Genomic DNA, 15,598 nt, shown 5'->3' with positions numbered 1-15,598 from the left:
AATGACGGAGAGAGGAAAGTCGTGAATGCCCGGGGTAAGCCCGGGCATGACGTTTTGGGGCCATGTGCCACTGCTGTCCGGGGCGGACAGGCTAAGGACGAACGATATGCTCGAAAAGGCAGAGGGCACGGCGACGGCGCCCGACAAGGTCAAGGTCGAGTTCGACAATTTCGAGCACGGCTTTCCGGAAGGTTTCGGCCCGCGCGGCTGGGGCGCGCTCGCCTATTGGATCGGCATCGCCTTCGCCACCTTCCAGCTCTATGTCGCCGCCTTCAACTATCTGCCGAGCCAGGTGGTGCGCGGCGTCCATGTCGGCTTCCTCGTTCTGCTCACGTTCGGCCTGATCGCCAACTTCACGGCGAGGAGCAATGCCGGCCGCGCGCTCGGCTGGGCGATCGGCGGCGCCGGCTTTCTCTGCGGGCTGTACCAGTGGATATTCTACGCCGACCTGATCGCGCGCGACGGCGACCCGACGCGGCTCGATCTCGTGGTCGGCACGCTGCTGGCAGTGCTGATCTTCGAGGGCACGCGGCGCCTGATGGGCGCGGCGCTGCCGCTGATGTGCGGCGCGTGCCTGGTCTACTGGTTCTTCGGTCAATATCTGCCCTCGCCGCTCAACCATCGCGGCTACGGCTTCGACCAGATCGTCACGCACCTGTCGTTCGGCACCGAAGGCTTCTACGGCGTGCCGATCTACGTCTCCGCCACCTACATCTTCCTGTTCATCCTGTTCGGTTCGTTCCTGGAGCGGGCCGGCATGATCCAGCTGTTCACCGACGTCTCGCTCGGCCTGTTCGGCCGCACCCGCGGCGGCCCCGCCAAGGTCGCGGTGTTCGCCTCGGGCATGATGGGCACGATCTCCGGCTCGGGCGTCGCCAACGTCGTCACCGTCGGCCAATTCACCATTCCGCTGATGATCAGGTTCGGATACCGCCGCGCCTTCGCCGCCGGCGTCGAGGCCACGGCCTCGATGGGTGGGCAGATCATGCCGCCGGTGATGGGCGCAGTCGCCTTCATCATGGCCGAGACGCTCGGTGTGCAATATTCGGAGATCGTCAAGGCGGCCGCGATCCCGGCGATGCTCTATTTCGCGTCCGCGTTCTGGATGGTGCATCTGGAAGCCGGCAAGCACGGCCTCGTCGGCATGAAGCGCTCGGAAATCCCGAGCGCGTGGAAGGCGCTGGTGACGCGCTGGTACCTCGTGCTGCCGCTCGCCGCCCTGATCTACATGCTGTTTGAGGGCTTCACGCCGCTCTATGCCGGCAGCATGGGCCTCGCGCTGACCGTGGCGCTGATCCTGGGCACCAGCATCACGGCCGGCGTCTCGGCAACAATCATCCGCTACATCTTCTGGATCGGGCTCGCGCTCGTCGTCGCCGCGCTGTCGCGTGACGGCCTCCAGATCGCGCCGGTCGCGAGCGTCGTCGTCGGATTGATCGTGATCACCGCCTTCGTCCGCGGCGGCTTTGCCGCGCTGCGTTCCTGCCGCGACGCACTGGCCGAGAGCGCCAAATCCGCCATCACCGTCGGCATGGCCTGCGCCATCGTCGGCGTCATCATCGGCATGATGTCGCAGACCGGCGTCGGCACCATCTTCGGCGGCTGGGTGATCGGGCTCGGCGAGAAGAGCCTGTTCCTGGCGCTGGTCATGACCATGCTGCTGTCGATCCTGCTCGGCACCGGCATCCCGACCATCCCGACTTACATCATCACCGCCGCGCTCGCCGCGCCGGCCCTTGCAAAGCTGGGGGTGCCGCTGATCGCGAGCCACATGTTCGCGTTCTATTACGGCATCATGGCCGACCTCTCGCCGCCGGTGGCGCTGGCTGCGCTCGCGGCAGCGCCGATCGCGAAGGAGAACCCGGACAAGATCGGCTGGGAGGCGATGCGCATCGCGCTCGCCGGCTACGTCATCCCCTTCATCTTCGTCTATTCTCCCGCGTTGATGCTGCAAGGCGGCGATCCCATGGCAGCCCAGCTCGGCTTCTACGGGGCGGTGGCACTGGCGGCCTTGAAGGCACTGGTGGCGATCGGCCTGTTCGGCATGGCCGCGATCGGCTTCCTGTTCACGCGGCTGACGCTCATCGAGCGCCTGGTCGCGCTCGGCGCCGCGTTCTGCCTGCTCGGCGAATTCCCGTTCAGCGACACCGCCGGCTTCGTGCTCGCCGCGGCGCTCGCGCTGTGGCAATGGCGGCAGCGTCCGCCGGCGCCGGTCGAGGCGGTGTGAGCCTCTGCTTCGCCACGGCGTTGGGCGTGAAGGCGCTGGCGCTGTCCGCCTTTACGCTGGTCTGGACGCATTCGATCGCGAAGGTCGACTGGCAGGAGGATTGGCGCGTCACCGCCGCCGGCCTCGAGCTGGTGCAGGCCCGCGTCAAGGGCACCGGCCCCGGCATGGAGCCGCCGCCGGAGGCGCGGCTAGTCGACGGCTGGTTTCAGTGGCAGCCGAAGCGCCCCGCCATGCAGCAGGTCGTGCTCGGCAATTCCGGCGCGGCCGGCGAATGGCGGCTGTGCCATGACGGACAGTGCCGGACCTTGTCCGACATCGTCGGGCATCCCATCGGGGCTGACGTCACGACGATGAGGATTTGCAACGATCCGTAGCCCGGATGGAGCGAAGCGTAATCCGGGACCGCTGCCCCGGATTGCGCTGCGCTCCATCCGGGCTACAAGAACAACAAACGGGAGACATGCGATGGATCGGCTCAAGGGCAAGGTTGCGATGGTGGTGGGCGCCGGCTCGATCGGGCCCGGCTGGGGCAACGGCAAGGCCACCGCGGTGACCTTCGCGCGCGAGGGTGCTCAGGTGTTCTGCGTCGATCGCAATGGTGCCGCGGCCGAGGAGACCGCGAAGATCATCACCGAGGAAGGCGGCAAGGCGACGGCGTTCACGGCCGACGTGTCGCGCGCAAGTGAGATCGAGGCGATGGTCGCGGCGTGCCTGAAGGCCCATGGCCGCATCGATGTGCTCGACAACAATGTCGGCATCGCCGAGATGGGCAGCGTGGTCGAGGTCACCGAGGAAAGCTGGGACCGCGTCTTCAGCGTCAATCTCAAGAGCGCCTATTTCGCCATGAAGCACGTCATCCCCGTGATGGTGAAGCAGGGCGGCGGCTCGATCATCAACATCTCCTCGATCGCCTCGATCCGCCACATGGGCATCTCCTACGTCACCTACGGCTCTTCGAAGGCGGCGATGAACCAGATGACGCGCACCACCGCGATCGAGTTCGCGCGCCACCATGTGCGCGTCAATGCGATCCTGCCCGGCCTGATGAAGACGCCGATGGTCGAGCATTCCGCAGGCCTCGCCGCCAGCTACGCCAAGGGCGACGTCGAGGCGATGTGGCGCGCCCGCGACGCCCAGGTGCCGATGGGGCACATGGGCGATGCCTTCGACGTCGCCAACGCCGCGCTGTTCCTGGCCTCGGACGAGTCGAAATACGTGACGGGGATCGAGCTCGTGGTCGACGGCGGCATCACCTGCAAGGCGGGCGCGTAGCCTCGAACTCCGCTGTCGCCTCGGATCTGCGCTTCGCTTGTCCGGGACGACTGTGGATTGTGTGGCGACCTACTGCGCCAGCGCCAGAATCCCGCCGGCGAACGAATGCCAAGCCGCCGTCTCGCTGACCGGCCAGTTCAGCACCTTCACCGCCAGCAGCGCCAGCGTGCCGTAGATATAGACCGGATGCACGCGGCCTTCGGCGCGCCAGTCGCGCACCATGGCGACGACGAGCAGGAGCGAGGCGACGACGGCCGGCGGGATCGTGACCGGCACCGGCGGCGGGCCGGGCGGTCCGGGAGGCGCCAGGAAGGTCAGGAACCAGCGCGCGATCGCGGCGTCGAGGATCGAGACCGCAGCAAGCAGCATCAGCCGCTTGTGAATCTCGGGCCTGCGCGTGTTCACGATCGCGAGCACGAACACGATCGCGAAGAACGCGATCCCGCTCATCGGCACGATCGAGAAGCCGATGCCGGCCTCGCGCTGCCCGAGCGCGGCGGAATGCTGCATCACGTGCACGGAGGCGAGGAAGCCGAAGATCGTCATCGCGGTGGCGAGCGACACGCCGGCGATGCCGAGCGAACGGTGATTGACCACGCGGCCTGAGGCCGCGAGCCAGCTCTGCAGCACGAAATAGAGAGACCAGGTGAAGAACAAGAATCCGTGAAAATGAATCACGGGGCTTGCGGACAACGTCCGGTGCGCGAGCGGTACCCAATAGGTCGGCGCGAAACCGAGAAACGCGGTGGCCGCGCAGGCCAGGGACATATGCAGATAAAAGTATCGTGCAGGCGACGCATCACGCGCGCGTACACGACGGTCGTCGGTCAGGGTCGTCATCACGAGTGAGTCTGGGATGGTGGGGTTTGGTTCAACGTGGCGGTTCATCCTCCGCTGTCGTCCCGCACAAGCGTGAGCGCTCAATTCTGCGCGATCGCAGCGAGGTGTCGAATCCGGCGTCGGGCAGGACCGGTGCGGCAAAAGGGCCAGTGCGAGGTCGGGCTCCAGCGTCCAGGACGGACTGGACGGCACGAAGGCGATTAGCACGCCGCCGATGGCGAGAAACGCCGGGGCCCTTGATCCGCCGCGCCAGCGCCGATAAGGCCAATGGCGCCGGGCAGGAACGCGATGATCCGTTCGAATACCGACACGATGATCCCGAAACCGATGTGCGCGGTGCCACAAGCTGGTGCCAATCCGGCTCTAATGGATTGTGCGGTCCCGAGGCAAGGCGTAAGGCAAGACCGAAAGCAAGATTTGCAACGAGCATGCGTGTTCAAAAACTGATTCAATCGTCAGCTGCCGTGTTGCTCTGCGCGCTCTCGCTCGGTGCGGCCCAGGCTGCGACCGGCGGCGAGCCGGCTGCGGTGATCAAGATTGATGTCGAATCATGCCTCGCGGCGGCCGCGGCCGACGAGATGGACAGGGCCGCCACGGCCTGCGCCGCCGTGATCGACAACGAGAAGACCGCCAAGGAGGACCTGATCAAGGTGCTGGGCGCGCGCGCGGCGCTCTACGCGCGGCACGATCAGGTCGACCGCGCCATCGCCGACGACAGCCGCGTTCTCCTGCTCGATCCCACGCTTGCCGATATCTTCAATGCGCGTGGCGAGCTCTGGCTCAGGAAGGGCGACAGGCCGAAGGCGGTGCAGGATTTCGCTGCGGCCCTGAAGATCGATCCAAACCACGAGAAGGCCAAGGCCAATCACAAGGCGATGGCGCGCGAGCTCGAGCGCATCGGCGCGCAGATGGCCGTCGCCGGCAAGCCCAGCTTCAACTGCCGGAATGCGGTCCGGGCCGTGGAGAAGGCGATCTGTCGAAATCGCGAGCTGGCCGATCTCGACCGCGAGATTTTCGGGTCCAACGCGCGCGCGATCCGGGAGGCGCGCAATCCGGCGGATGCCAGGAAGCTCCAGCGCGAGCAGGACGAGTTCATCGCCCGCCGCAACGCGGCGTACGGCCGGCCGGGCTACGATCTGAAGAAGGCAATGCAGGAGCGGCTGCAACAGATCAACGGGGTAGACGGGTATTGAGGTCATGCCTGGCTTGTCCCGCCTGCGCGGCCGAAGCCGCTTCGGCGTGGCGAAGGCCCGGGGCATCCACGTTCTTCGTGCCGAGAGTAAGGGGTGGACAGACGCGAATTGAACCCATCCCGTGCCCGCCGCGACAATGGTGAAAACCTGACGTCACGGAGCAAACTGCCATGTGCGGCACGCATCATTCCGCGCAAGCGCTTTGGCTTGCCAAGAGTTCGTTTCGCGCCTTTCTTCTCGGTGCTGCCATGAGCCTCGTCCTCGCTGCGCCGGCCTCGGCCGGGACCGACTGCGTGATGGGCAGCAAGGCTGCTCCAGCGGAGCTGATAGCCGCCTGCGCGACCATCATCGACCAGGCCGCCAATCCCGCCTCCGATCGCGCCGCGGCCCTGCTGGTTCGCGCCGATGCCCATGCCCGGACTTCGGGCGGCCTCACCCAGGCTCTGCGGGACATCGACCGCGCCATTGCGCTGGACGGCAGGAATGCAAGGGCCTGGCGCCTGCGCGGCGACCTCCTGCGCGAGGCCGGCGGCGACCTCAACCGCGCGGCGGCCGACCTCAGCAAGGCGATCGAGCTCGACCCCGCAGACGCTGAGGCCTACGAGCTGCGCGGCGTCGTCTACACCAATCAGCGCCGGCTCGACCGCGCGCTCGCCGACTACGACCAGGCGATCAAGCTGAAGCCGGACTTTGCGCAGGCCTGGTCCGACCGCGGCGTGGCCTATTATCTCGGCGGCGACAACGAGAAGGCGATCAAGAACTTCGACGAGGCCCTGCGGCTCGACCCCGACCGGCCCCGCACCTATACCAATCGTGGGGCGGCCTATAAGAAGCTCGGCCAGCTCGACAAGGCGGTCGCCGATGACGGCGAGGCGATCAGGCGCGATCCCAAGGTGCCGGAGTATTACGACAACCGTGGCCTGACCTATGCTGCGATGGGCGAGTACGACAAGGCCATTGCCGACTACGACCTCGCGATCCGGCGGGAGCCGCGCGCCAACTTCCTGACCAACCGCGGCGATTCCTATCAATTCAAGGGCGAGCTCGGGGCCGCGCTGAGCGACTACGAGGCCGCGCTGAAGCTCGATCCGAATTTCGCAAAGACCTACAACAACCGTGCCGTGCTCTACAAGAAGATGGGCGAGCGTAAGAAGGCGCTGGCGGATTACGAGATGGCGCTGAAGCTCGACCCCGGCAACGAGAACGCAGCGAATGGCCGCCGGGCCATGATTGCCGAGATCGCGAAATTCGGCGCGGCGTCCCCGGGTCCCATGCACGCGCGCTCGCCCGACGACCGCGGTCCGTCATTCGATTGCGCCACCGCCAAGCGCGAGGTCGAGCAAGTGATCTGCGCCGATCCGCAGCTCGGCGTGCTCGACCGCCAGATCGCCGAGACCTACGAGCGCGTGCTGAAATCGGCGAGCAAGCGCTCCGCCGGCGAGCTGCGCAAGTCCCAGCGCGATTTCCTTAGTACCCGCAACGCGAGCTTCGGCCGGCCGGGCTATGACCTGAAGAAGATCATGCAGGAGCGGTTGCAGAAGCTGAACGCGATCGAGAGCTAGGCGGGTTCTTCGCCTCTCCCCGCAAGCGGCAGGGCAATCGCATTTGAACATCTAGCAGAGGTCGTCATGCCCGGGCCTGTCCCGCCTGCGCGGCCGAAGCCGCTTTGGCGCGGCGAGGCCCGGCCATGACGATGTGGGTACTGTCGTGCCCCAGCCCATCCCCCATATGCCGATAGCCCTGCCGCCAGCGGGGAGAGGGAGAAGCGACTCGTCCTTTTCAGCTTGAACCGCGGCCCGATCCCGGGAAAATAGCTCCCAAACAAGGCCGGCGATTGATCCTGGTCATGGCGGGACGCTCGTCCTGCCACAAGGGTCAGGGCCCAGGCGGATAAAGGGACGGGAGCGCGGGAATGAACGTCGACGGTAAAAGTCGTTATCATGAGGTCCATGCGCGCTCTCTCGCCGACCCCGAAGGCTTCTGGGCCGAGGCGGCGAAGGAGATCGACTGGATCCAGCCGGCCAAGACAATCTTCGATCCCAGCCAAGGAACCTACGGCCGCTGGTTCAGCGACGGCATCGTCAACACCTGCTACAACGCGCTCGACCGTCATGTCGAACGCGGCCGCGCCGACCAGGTCGCGCTGATCCACGATTCGCCGCTGACCGGCAGCGTCACCAAGCTGACCTACGCTGAGCTGCTGAGCGAGGTGCAGGCGCTTGGCGCCATCATGCAGGATTTCGGCGTCGCCAAGGGCGACCGTGTCATCCTCTACATGCCGATGGTGCCGGAGGCCGTGGTCGCGATGCTCGCCTGCGCGCGGATCGGGGCGGTGCATTCGGTGGTGTTCGGCGGCTTCGCCGCGAAGGAGCTCGCCACCCGCATCGACGACGCGCAGCCGAAACTGATTCTCTCCGCAAGCTGCGGCATCGAGCCCGGCCGCATCGTGCAGTACAAGCCGCTGCTCGACGAGGCGATCAAGCTTGCCCGCAGCAAGCCGAAAGCCTGCATCGTGCTGCAACGTCCGCAGCTCACCTGCGATCTGACGCCGGGCCGGGACTACGATTGGGCGAGCCTGCGCCGCAAGGCGCTGAACGAGGGCAAGAAGGCAGCTTGCGTGCCCGTTGCGGCGACCGATCCGCTCTACATCCTCTACACCTCGGGCACCACGGGCATCCCGAAGGGCGTCGTGCGCGACAATGGCGGCCATCTCGTCGCGGTGAAATGGTCGATGTTCAACCTCTATGGCGTCAAGCCGGGCGAGGTGTGGTGGTGCGGCTCCGACATCGGCTGGGTGGTCGGTCACAGCTACATCGTCTATGGCCCGCTCTTGCACGGCGCGACCACGATCATGTATGAGGGCAAGCCGGTCGGCACGCCCGACGCCGGCGCGTTCTGGCGCGTGATCTCGGAGCACAAGGCGGTTGCGTTCTTCACCGCGCCGACCGCGTTCCGCGCGATCCGGAAGGAGGACCCGGAAGGAAAGTTCATCCGGCAATATGATCTGTCCAAGTTCCGCACGCTGTTCCTGGCCGGGGAGCGCGCCGATCCGCCGACAGTGGAATGGGCAGAGCAGCAGCTCAAGGTGCCGGTGATCGACCATTGGTGGCAGACCGAGACTGGCTGGTGCATCGCCGGCAATCCGGTCGGGCTCGGCATGCTGCCGGTGAAGCATGGCTCGCCGACGGTACCGATGCCGGGCTATCAGGTCGACGTGGTCGACGAGGCGGCCAAGCCCGTGGGACCCAACACGATGGGCTCGATCGTCATCAAGCTGCCGATGCCGCCGGGCTGCCTGCCGACGCTGTGGAATCAGGATGCGCGCTTCAAGGAAGCGTATTTGAGCGAATTCCCCGGCTATTACAAAACCTCGGATGCCGGCTACAAGGACGAGGACGGCTACGTCTTCGTCATGGGCCGCACCGACGACATCATCAACGTCGCCGGCCATCGGCTCTCCACCGGCGGCATGGAGGAGATCCTGGCCTCGCATCCCGATGTCGCCGAATGCGCCGTGCTCGGCGTCAAGGACGCGATCAAGGGCGAGGTGCCCTGCGGCTTCCTGGTGCTCAAGGCCGGCGTGAAACGCCCGCCGGCCGAGATCGAGAAGGAGATCATTGCGCTGGTGCGCGACAAGCTCGGCCCGGTCGCCGCCTTCAAGCTCGCCATTACCGTCGGCCGCCTGCCCAAGACGCGCTCCGGCAAGATTCTGCGCGGCACCATCAAGAAGATCGCCGACGGCGACTCCTGGACCATGCCGGCGACGATCGAGGATCCCAAGGCGCTCGACGAGATCGGGGAGGCGCTGAAGGGGCGGGTGTGACGCGAAGCGTCATCCCGGGGGCGGGTTCGCAGAACCGAACCCGGGATCTCGAGATTCCGGATTCGATGCTTCGCACCGCCCCGGAATGACGGTGTTGCCGACTTACATTCTCCTCATTCCCCGCTAAACAGGGTCGGTCAACAAGGGACCCTCGATGCCAATTGCCGCCGCGCCGCGCCTGCTGATCGCCTTGGCTCTCGCCGTCGCTCTCTCCGCCTGCTCCGCGCGCTACCAGAATCCGGTGGCGGTGGGCGGCGACGATGACGACGCGGTGTGCCAGGGCCGCGGCTATGCGCAGGGTTCGCCGGAATACGTGGCCTGCCGCAAGGACCGCGACGTCCAGCGCAATGCCGCCACCGCCCGCGCCGACCGCCGCCAGCGCGACCTCGGCGAGTACATGCTGAACAATCCCGTGCGGCCGTGATGTGAGTCGCGGCATTATGGTGCCGCTCCACGCGCCGTGCGTTGGTGCTTTTCGTGACACATCTGCAACGCCGTGCCCAAATCGTGGCGGCGTCCGCCTGAATTGATCGGGATCAAATCCTCCAGCGGCCCCTTTCTGCTCTGACGCTCATGTCGCGCAACGATGCGCGGGAAATGGCTGAAGGGGATTGAAATGCAGAGAACGACAAGAAACCTGGCGCGGCTTGCGACTCTTGGCGCGATGCTCGCGGGCACGCTTGCATCGGTGCAGGCCGCCGATTTGCCGGTTTACAAGAAGGCGCCGCCGCCGGTGGAGGCTTTCAATCCGTGGATGATTCGCCTGCGCGTGCTCGGCGTGTTGCCGGACGGCGGCGGCTCGACCGTCAATGTGGCGGGCGTGCCCTCGCTGTCCTCGCCGAACTCCGGGCTCTCGATCAGCGACCAGGTCGTCCCCGAACTCGACATCAGCTATTTCTTCACCAAGAACATCGCGGCCGAATTGATCCTGGGTGTGACCCGGCACTCGATCACTGGCACCGGCTCGCTCGCGAGCCTTCCGATCGGCAAGACCACGCTCCTGCCGCCGACGCTGACGCTGCAATATCACTTCGACCAGTTCGGCGCGTTTAAGCCGTATGTCGGCGCCGGCGTGAACTACACCGTGTTCTTCAACAATTCGGCGGCCAATTCGCCCGCCGCCATCGCCGGTCCGCCCGCGATCGTTGCCACCACCACCAACCTGCACGTCAGCAACGCCTGGGGCGGCGCCGTCCAGTTCGGCTTTGACTACATGATCGACCGGCACTGGGGTCTCAACGTCGACGTCAAGAAGCTCTGGCTGCGCCCGGATTTCAGCGCGACCGTCTCCGGCCTGCCGGTCACCGGCACCGCCCATATCGATCCGTGGCTGGTCGGCGCCGGCGTGACGTACAAGTTCTGAGGCGCTTGCGGCGTTCGTCTCGACGCCCGCGATCTCACACGAAAAACGCGGCAGGTTTCCCTGCCGCGTTTTTTGTGCGGTCGATCGTCGAAGGAGGAGTTACTCCTCCTCGTCGTCCTGCTTCTTGCCGCCGAGCGTCTTCAGCTTGGCGAACACGGCATCGACGTTGAGGTCGTCGCTGGACTTCTCCGCGGATTCGTATTCGTCCTTGCGGGTGGTCTCGGAGGCCGGCAGCAGCGTGGCGCCGCCATAGGCCGCATCGATCGGCTTCTCCTTCGCGGCGCGCTGTACCTCGAAATCGAGCTCGATCTGCGAGCAGAGGCCGAGAGTGACGGGATCGATCGGGGTGAGCTGGGACGTGTTCCAGTGGGTGCGGTCACGCACGCTGGCAATGGTGCTCTTGGTGGTGCCGACCAGACGCATGATCTGGGCATCCTTGAGCTCAGGATGGCTGCGCAGCAGCCAGAGGATGGCGCTCGGACGCTCGTGGCGGCGCGACACCGGGGTGTAGCGCGGGCCCTTGCGCTTGGGCTGCGGCGGCAGCACCACCTTGCTCTCCTGGAGGCGGAGCCGGTAATCCGGGTTCTTCTCGCCCTTCTCGATCTCCTCGCGGGTGAGCTGGCCGTTGGAGAGGGGATCCATGCCCTTGATGCCCTGGGCCGCATCGCCGTCGGCGATCGCGCGCACCTCGAGGGGATGCATTTTGGTGAAATCGGCGACCTGGTCGAAGGTCAGCGCGGTGTTGTCGAGCAGCCAGACGGCGGTCGCCTTGGGCATCAGAGGTGCGTTGCTCATGGCAAATCTCCTTTGTGCTTCGCCCACCCCTCTGGAGGCGAAACCGGTGGTCATCAGCGATGACAGGGAATTCGCGTTATATAAGCCGGGAGGGGCTGGCCACGCAATGGTTCTGCTATAGATAGTGCCTTGACAGCGCCCGAAAGGGGGCCCAATTCCCTTGGAAATCGCGGTATAGTTCAACCCGACCGTTTTAAGCCCTATTCCATCAATCGACCGCCCCCGCCAGAAGGCGAAACGGGTGATTCGGTCCCGAGATCGCTCAATGTCAGCCAAACCAGACCTCAAGATCGTGCTTTGTTCTCCCCGCGGCTTCTGTGCCGGGGTGGTCCGGGCGATCGACACCGTGGAACGGGCGCTCGATAAATATGGCGCCCCCGTCTATGTTCGCCACGAGATTGTGCACAACAAATACGTCGTGGACGGGTTGAAGAAGAAGGGCGCCATCTTCGTCGAGGAGCTCGCCGAAATCCCGGAGAACACTACCGCGCCGGTGGTGTTCTCGGCGCATGGCGTGCCGAAATCGGTTCCGGCCGACGCCCAGTCCCGCAATCTGTTCTCGCTGGATGCGACCTGCCCGCTGGTGACCAAGGTCCATCGCGAGGCCGCGATCCATTTCAAGCGGGGCCGCGAGATCTTCCTGATCGGCCATTCCCATCACCCCGAGGTGGTCGGCACGCTCGGCCAGCTTCCGGCCGGCGCCGTGACCCTGATCGAGACCGCCGAGGACGCCAAGACCATCGCGCCGAAGGATCCCAACAACCTCGCCTTCGTGACCCAGACCACGCTGTCGATCGACGACACCGCGGAGATCGTGGCGCTCTTGAAGGAGCGCTTCCCCAACATCAACGGCCCGCACAAGGAAGACATCTGCTACGCCACCACCAACCGCCAGCTCGCGGTGAAGAAGGTGGCGCCGGTGGTGGACGCGCTCATCGTCGTCGGTGCCCCCAATTCGTCGAACTCGCAGCGCCTGCGCGAGGTCGCCGAGCGCGAGGGCTGCAAGATCGCGGTGCTGGCGCAACGTGCCGCGGACATCGACTGGGACAAGTTCGGCAACCTCACGAGCCTCGGCATCACCGCGGGCGCCTCCGCGCCTGAGGTGATCGTCGAGGAGATCATGGACGCCTTCGCCGAGCGCTACACGCTGCATGTGGAGACGGTCTCGGCCGCGGAAGAGAACGAGTTCTTCCCGCTGCCGCGTCAGGTGCGTCCCGAAGCTGCCGCCGAGTAGACCTTGATGGCGGTCTATACCGACGTCGCCGCCGACGAGCTTGCGGATTTCCTGAAGCAATATGAGCTCGGCGAATTGCTCTCCTACAAGGGCATCGCCGAGGGCGTCGAGAACACCAACTTCCTGCTGCATACCAGCCAGGGGGGCAAGCAGGCGTCGTTCATCCTCACGCTCTACGAGAAGCGCGTGGCGAAGAACGATCTGCCGTTCTTCCTCGCGCTGATGACGCATCTGGCCGAGCACGGCGTCAATTGCCCGCTTCCGGTGAAGGGACGCGACGGCGAGGCGCTGCGCGAGCTGTCGGGACGGCCTGCGGCGATCATCACCTTTCTCGAAGGCATGTGGCCGCGCAAGCCGAACGTGGCGCATTGTGCCGGAGTGGGCGAGGGGCTGGCGAAGATGCATCTGGCCGGCGCGAACTTCGGGATCAGGCGCGCCAACGCGCTGTCGGTCTCCGGCTGGCGGCCGCTGTTCGATGCGGCCTCACACCGCGCCGACGAGGTGCAGCCGGGCCTGCGGGCATTCCTCGCGGCCGAGCTCGATCATCTCTCGAGCGGAATCTGGCCGACCGATCTGCCGGAAGGCGTGATCCACGCCGACCTCTTCAACGACAACGTCTTCTTCCTCGGCGACAAGCTCTCCGGGATCATCGACTTCACCTTCGCCTGCAACGACATGCTGGCCTACGACGTCGCGATCTGCCTCAACGCGTGGTGCTTCGAGCCTGATCATTCCTTCAACGTCACCAAGGCGAGGGCCTTCCTCAACGCCTATGGCCGGGTGCGAAAGCTCTCCGAGGCGGAAGAGGCCGCGCTGCCGCTGCTGGCCCGCGGAGCGGCGATCCGCTTCCTGCTGACGCGGCTGGTCGATTGGCTCAACGTGCCGCCCGGCGCGCTGGTGAAGCCGAAGGATCCGCTGGAATATGTCCGCAAGCTGCGCTTTCACCAGGGCGTCAGCAGCGTGCGCGACTACGGGCTGATGCCCTCGGGGCTGGTGGCGTGAGCGAGCGTCCGAATGTCACCATCTATACCGACGGCGCCTGCTCGGGAAATCCCGGCCCGGGCGGCTGGGGCGCGATCCTGAGGTTCGGCGACAAGGAAAAAGAGCTGAACGGCGGCCAGCCGCACACCACCAACAACCAGATGGAGCTGATGGCGGCGATCTCGGCGCTCGAAGCGCTGAAGAGGCCGTGCATCGTCGATCTCTACACCGACAGCCAGTACGTCCGGCAGGGCATCACCGGCTGGATCTTCGGCTGGAAGCGCAACGGCTGGCGCACCGCCGACAAGAAGCCGGTGAAGAATGTCGAGCTATGGCAGCGCCTCGACGCCGCGCTGAAGCAGCACGAGATCCGCTGGCACTGGGTCAAGGGCCACGCCGGCCACCCCGAGAACGAGCGCGCCGATCAGCTCGCCCGAGACGGCATCGTAAAGGCGAGGACGCAGACCCGGATCAGCGAGTAGCGAGGGGCGCTGGCTCTCTCCATTCGTCATGGCCGGGCTTGACCCGGCCATCCACGCCTTGCCACGCGGAGCCAAGAACGTGGATGGCCGGGACAAGCCCACGGCTGTCCGGTTTAATTTTGGCATAGTCTTAAGCTCATCTGGCGGTCGTTTCTGATCATTGGGGGCGGTGGGTCGAGAAGGTGATCGATCTGCCGCCGCTGCATGAGATTTTGAGCGACCAGACGGGTGAAGATCAGCAGGTTCTCAACGCTTTGTTGTGCTTTGTGGGCTGAGCGCAGGAGCAGGAAGGCGATCAGCGCGATGGTGATCTGGATTCGCACGGCATTCTCGGACGTGCCGAAGAAGTGACGGATTTTGAGAGTGTGCTTGATCCAGCGGAAAAACAGCTCGATCTGCCAGCGCCTCTTGTAGAGTTCAGCAATCTCGTCGGCCGGGGCATCGAGATCATTGGTCACGATGCGCAGGATCTTGCCGGTCTCGGTGCGAACCGTGATCTCGCGCACTGGATCCTTGAAGGGGTTTTTGCGGGACTTTGCTTGCCGCGCGGGCAACAGACCTATGCGGTCGGAGAGTGCGCAGGAGCCTTCAGGCAGCTTGTTCTCGACCGTGTCGCTCAGGGGCGTGTTGACCTTGAGCCGGGTCACCAGGCGGCATCCCGCAGCGTCGAGCTCAGCCCACCAGCCATAGTCGTAGTAGCCGAGGTCGAAGATATAAGTGGCCCCGGGGCGGATCGGCATAGCCTTGGCGACGGTGATGTCGTTGACGTTGGCGGGCGTCAGTTCGGCGAAGCTCGGACGCTCACTGTCCGGATTGTAGACGATATGCAGCTTGACCCCATGCACGCCGGAGCAAAACCGCGCCCAATCGGAACTCAGAGAGTTCAGCCGAAAGCCGGTCGAATCAACCAGATACACCGCTTCGGCCAGTTTATCGGCAAGATCACGTTCGCAGCGGCCCATCAGCACCGCCAACAGTTCGGCAAACACCGCGCTGGACCGCTTGGCGTTGGCGTCAGCCAAGGTCGAGCGCGACAGCTCTTTGGTTCCGAGATGGTAGAGCCGTGCGGCATGGCTCTCGAAGGAGGCCTCGATCGACCGCAGGCTCTGGGCGTCCGAAAGCTGCGCGTACAGCATCGCAACAAACTGATCCTGTGTGCTGAGCCGCCGCACCCGCTTGTTGGCCTGGTACCTGTCCACAAGCCGATCCAGAACACCCCACGGCACCAAGTTCAGAATGCCGTGAAATACTGTATTGTGGTGGCGCATGGCGGGACTCTCCTGGCGTGTCTCGAACATTTGGCGATGCTCAAGACCGCAGAAGAATCCACGCCATGCGCCCTGTCTACGAAAATTAAACCGGACAGCCGTGGGACAAGCCCGGGCATG

General features: G+C 65.2%; 14 protein-coding genes and 1 pseudogene. 11 read left to right on the top strand and 4 right to left on the bottom strand.

Features of this window, described 5'->3' with window-relative positions; translation table 11 throughout:
* The first annotated feature begins 106 nt into the window (after positions 1-106).
* The 3 genes from K410_RS0132295 to K410_RS0132285 all read left to right on the top strand — a co-directional run bounded on the left by K410_RS0132295 (position 107) and on the right by K410_RS0132285 (position 3,499).
* Positions 107-2,227 carry a TRAP transporter permease gene (locus K410_RS0132295; RefSeq protein ID WP_028138711.1) on the top strand — a complete coding sequence of 707 codons (2,121 nt, stop codon included), beginning with the start codon at positions 107-109 and terminating at the stop codon, positions 2,225-2,227.
* Complete coding sequence (locus K410_RS0132290) at positions 2,188-2,601, top strand: DUF1850 domain-containing protein (protein WP_049820408.1); 414 nt, start codon at positions 2,188-2,190, stop codon at positions 2,599-2,601. Before K410_RS0132295 ends, K410_RS0132290 begins: the two co-directional genes overlap by 40 nt.
* Before the next feature lie 91 nt (positions 2,602-2,692).
* A complete protein-coding gene (locus tag K410_RS0132285; protein WP_028138709.1) occupies positions 2,693-3,499 on the top strand; it encodes an SDR family NAD(P)-dependent oxidoreductase in 807 nt (268 codons plus the stop codon).
* Positions 3,500-3,568: 69 nt separating this feature from the next.
* On the opposite strand, the gene K410_RS0132280 is transcribed toward K410_RS0132285, so the two are convergent.
* Both K410_RS0132280 and K410_RS41440 read right to left on the bottom strand, forming a co-directional pair.
* Positions 3,569-4,339, bottom strand: a complete 771-nt coding sequence (locus K410_RS0132280; RefSeq protein ID WP_028138708.1) for a hypothetical protein — start codon at positions 4,337-4,339, stop codon at positions 3,569-3,571.
* Between the two features lie 85 nt (positions 4,340-4,424).
* Positions 4,425-4,650: pseudogene (locus K410_RS41440) on the bottom strand (sodium:proton antiporter); the annotation flags it as partial.
* 117 nt (positions 4,651-4,767) lie between these two features.
* Here K410_RS41440 and K410_RS0132275 point away from each other — a divergent pair.
* The 5 genes from K410_RS0132275 to K410_RS0132255 all read left to right on the top strand — a co-directional run bounded on the left by K410_RS0132275 (position 4,768) and on the right by K410_RS0132255 (position 10,718).
* Positions 4,768-5,532 (top strand): tetratricopeptide repeat protein, encoded by a 765-nt coding sequence (locus tag K410_RS0132275; RefSeq protein WP_028138707.1) that lies wholly within the window; start codon positions 4,768-4,770, stop codon positions 5,530-5,532.
* 170 nt (positions 5,533-5,702) lie between these two features.
* Positions 5,703-7,094: a tetratricopeptide repeat protein gene (locus tag K410_RS0132270; protein ID WP_028138706.1), complete on the top strand. Its 1,392-nt coding sequence runs from the start codon at positions 5,703-5,705 to the stop codon at positions 7,092-7,094.
* A 350-nt stretch (positions 7,095-7,444) separates the two neighbouring features.
* Positions 7,445-9,355, top strand: coding sequence for a propionyl-CoA synthetase (locus K410_RS0132265; RefSeq protein ID WP_028138705.1), 1,911 nt, complete (start codon positions 7,445-7,447; stop codon positions 9,353-9,355).
* A 154-nt stretch (positions 9,356-9,509) separates the two neighbouring features.
* Positions 9,510-9,779, top strand: coding sequence for a hypothetical protein (locus K410_RS0132260; protein ID WP_028138704.1), 270 nt, complete (start codon positions 9,510-9,512; stop codon positions 9,777-9,779).
* 192 nt (positions 9,780-9,971) lie between these two features.
* Positions 9,972-10,718, top strand: a complete 747-nt coding sequence (locus K410_RS0132255; RefSeq protein ID WP_028138703.1) for an OmpW/AlkL family protein — start codon at positions 9,972-9,974, stop codon at positions 10,716-10,718.
* 99 nt (positions 10,719-10,817) lie between these two features.
* On the opposite strand, the gene K410_RS0132250 is transcribed toward K410_RS0132255, so the two are convergent.
* Positions 10,818-11,513, bottom strand: coding sequence for a DUF1013 domain-containing protein (locus tag K410_RS0132250; RefSeq protein ID WP_028138702.1), 696 nt, complete (start codon positions 11,511-11,513; stop codon positions 10,818-10,820).
* Between the two features lie 265 nt (positions 11,514-11,778).
* Here K410_RS0132250 and ispH point away from each other — a divergent pair, with 265 nt between their 5' ends.
* The 3 genes from ispH to rnhA are packed head-to-tail and all read left to right on the top strand — an operon-like array spanning position 11,779 to position 14,210.
* The gene (ispH, locus tag K410_RS0132245) at positions 11,779-12,747 is read left to right on the top strand and encodes a 4-hydroxy-3-methylbut-2-enyl diphosphate reductase (protein WP_028138701.1); all 969 of its coding nucleotides are present in this window, start codon (positions 11,779-11,781) and stop codon (positions 12,745-12,747) included.
* A gap of 6 nt (positions 12,748-12,753) precedes the next feature.
* Positions 12,754-13,749: a homoserine kinase gene (locus K410_RS0132240; protein WP_028138700.1), complete on the top strand. Its 996-nt coding sequence runs from the start codon at positions 12,754-12,756 to the stop codon at positions 13,747-13,749.
* The gene (rnhA, locus tag K410_RS0132235; protein WP_028138699.1) at positions 13,746-14,210 is read left to right on the top strand and encodes a ribonuclease HI; all 465 of its coding nucleotides are present in this window, start codon (positions 13,746-13,748) and stop codon (positions 14,208-14,210) included. The genes K410_RS0132240 and rnhA overlap by 4 nt, the downstream gene beginning before the upstream one ends.
* A 113-nt stretch (positions 14,211-14,323) precedes the next feature.
* Here the strand turns inward: rnhA and K410_RS0132230 are convergent, their stop codons facing one another.
* The gene (locus tag K410_RS0132230; RefSeq protein WP_028134991.1) at positions 14,324-15,478 is read right to left on the bottom strand and encodes an IS4 family transposase; all 1,155 of its coding nucleotides are present in this window, start codon (positions 15,476-15,478) and stop codon (positions 14,324-14,326) included.
* Positions 15,479-15,598 lie beyond the last annotated feature (120 nt).

It is taken from the genome of Bradyrhizobium sp. 22 (assembly GCF_000482425.1).
In the GTDB taxonomy this organism is placed as follows: domain Bacteria; phylum Pseudomonadota; class Alphaproteobacteria; order Rhizobiales; family Xanthobacteraceae; genus Bradyrhizobium; species Bradyrhizobium japonicum_B.
The sequence above is the reverse complement of the archived record's forward strand: the minus strand, read 5'-3'. Positions and strand labels throughout refer to the sequence as shown.